Origin of the sequence: Vibrio sp. 1557 (genome assembly GCF_033340175.1) — a bacterium.
GTDB classification, from domain to species: domain Bacteria; phylum Pseudomonadota; class Gammaproteobacteria; order Enterobacterales; family Vibrionaceae; genus Vibrio; species Vibrio alginolyticus.
The window spans coordinates 1-1,729 of sequence record NZ_JAWOVZ010000081.1; the positions used below are offsets into that span (position 1 = coordinate 1).

The 1,729-nt window shown below is 43.7% G+C and carries 2 protein-coding genes; both read right to left on the reverse strand.

Annotated elements, in window-relative coordinates; all coding sequences use genetic code 11:
• Positions 1–72: 72 nt before the first annotated feature.
• Entirely contained in the window at positions 73–861 is a 789-nt protein-coding gene (locus tag R7070_RS24735; RefSeq protein ID WP_222133599.1) for an EAL domain-containing protein, read from the reverse strand.
• A 188-nt stretch (positions 862–1,049) separates the two neighbouring features.
• Complete coding sequence (locus R7070_RS24740; RefSeq protein WP_005454376.1) at positions 1,050–1,682, reverse strand: hypothetical protein; 633 nt, start codon at positions 1,680–1,682, stop codon at positions 1,050–1,052.
• Positions 1,683–1,729 lie beyond the last annotated feature (47 nt).

A 1,729-nucleotide genomic window follows, 5' to 3' on the forward strand; every position in this document is an offset into this window, starting at 1 on the left:
ATTCATAAAAATCGTGGCAAGCACCGCAAGTAATCCAGGTATTCAAAGGCGGCGGTGCTTAACAAGACGATCTTAGGCCGTTTTGGCTTCCTCGTACATTTCTAGGGTTTGAGGCATCGCAAGCAAGTAGCCTTGGTACATATCGAAACCGAGTTTTTTCATTAAGTTAAGTTGATGCTCGGTTTCAATTCCCTCGATAACGGTTTTTGAACTCAGTTCTTTCGCGAGCGCTAATGCTTCTATTAACGCAGAAAAATCCCCGTCTTCGTATTTCAATAGCAGTGAACGATCCATCTTAATGATGTCTGGTCGAACGCATTTCACTCGCCCGATGGTTGAGGCATTAATGCCGTAGTCGTCAATAGCAAGTTTAAAGCCTCCGTCACTCAGTTCTTTCGTCGCTTTGTACAGAAAGGACTCATCGCCTGCGCTTAATTCAACTAACTCCATCACGATTTGTTCTCGACACAAATCCGCCTCACAAATCACTTGCTTCAGTAAATGGCTGTATGAAAGGTCCTTCGCCAGCATTTCTGCAGCTCTGGGAAGCACATTAAGAAAGAGCTTTTTGTTGCGGTAACGAGATTGCCCAAAGTTTTTAATGTGAATAAGGCGACTAAGTCGCTCGACATTAAGTTGAACATGTTCAGAGATGGAAGGAGATTGGAAAAAGAGATCCGGACGTATCATAGAACCATCCGCAGTGCTGATTCGGACTAAGGCTTCCAAGCCGATGATGGAAAGATCCTTTTTATAAATGGGTTGGAAGACACTGCGAAGTGTCAACTCCTCATATTGCGCGATGTACTGCCCATCTACTTGTTTAGAAATGCAGCCAAGAAGCTGCGAGATGCTCATCATTATTACGACAACCTAGATCAATGGTTTTTGATTGGTGTTACATGGACACCAACTTTGATTTCAGTAGTCAGAATCTAATTGGGCTAGGCCATATGAGGCAAGAGGGTTAATACGAGATGATTAGATTTATCGAGCCGTATCAAACAAATGTATGAATAGACTGATAATCTACCTGTTGCAATTTGATACTACCACTGTAATACGGCGTACAACTGCAAGTACTTTCGAACCAGTTGTTGTTTGTTAGAACGACGCAAAGGGTGGCCAAATTTGATGTAACAAGGGCTGATACCAAAGCGTGTATCAAGGGATTGAGTGAGCTGAGATTCACTGGTGTAAAGAGTGATGCCTTGCTCAGTATATTCGTTGATTTGATCCGGCAATTCGCCCATCCACCAATGGAGCAGTTCTCGGCTGGTTTTACTGCGACTGATCCAATGATCGCAAACAAGGAAGAGTAGGTCGTTAGGTTGCAGCGCGTAGCCATACTCGCTTTGCCATTCGGTAATTGAAGACAACAAGTTTTCGCGACACGATTTACCAGCACTGACCATGTGATGGCTTAACACCCAAACCGTTCCAATCTCAGAAGAAATGCGATAGTGGTGAGGTAGGTCTGGAGCGTCGAGTACTTCAATCGGTTTTACGATGCTGTTGTAACCAAAATGACGGAAGGTGTGTTCCATTCGGCGAGAAAATGCAAGGCCAAGATGGTGTTCACTCATACCTTGGTTATGTACGGCAGGATAATGCTTCTCACACAGTTTAAGACAATCGTCCTGAAAATCATTGACACTTTGGATCACTAGGTCGAGTAGCAAAGAATATCCCTTAATGGTTAACAAAACGAACCGCAAAAGGTTAGCAT

Coding starts and splice junctions, on each gene's coding strand:
- R7070_RS24735 (WP_222133599.1), bottom strand. CDS start 861: ATGATGAGCATCTCGCAGCTTCTTGGCTGCATTTCTAAACAAGTAGAT.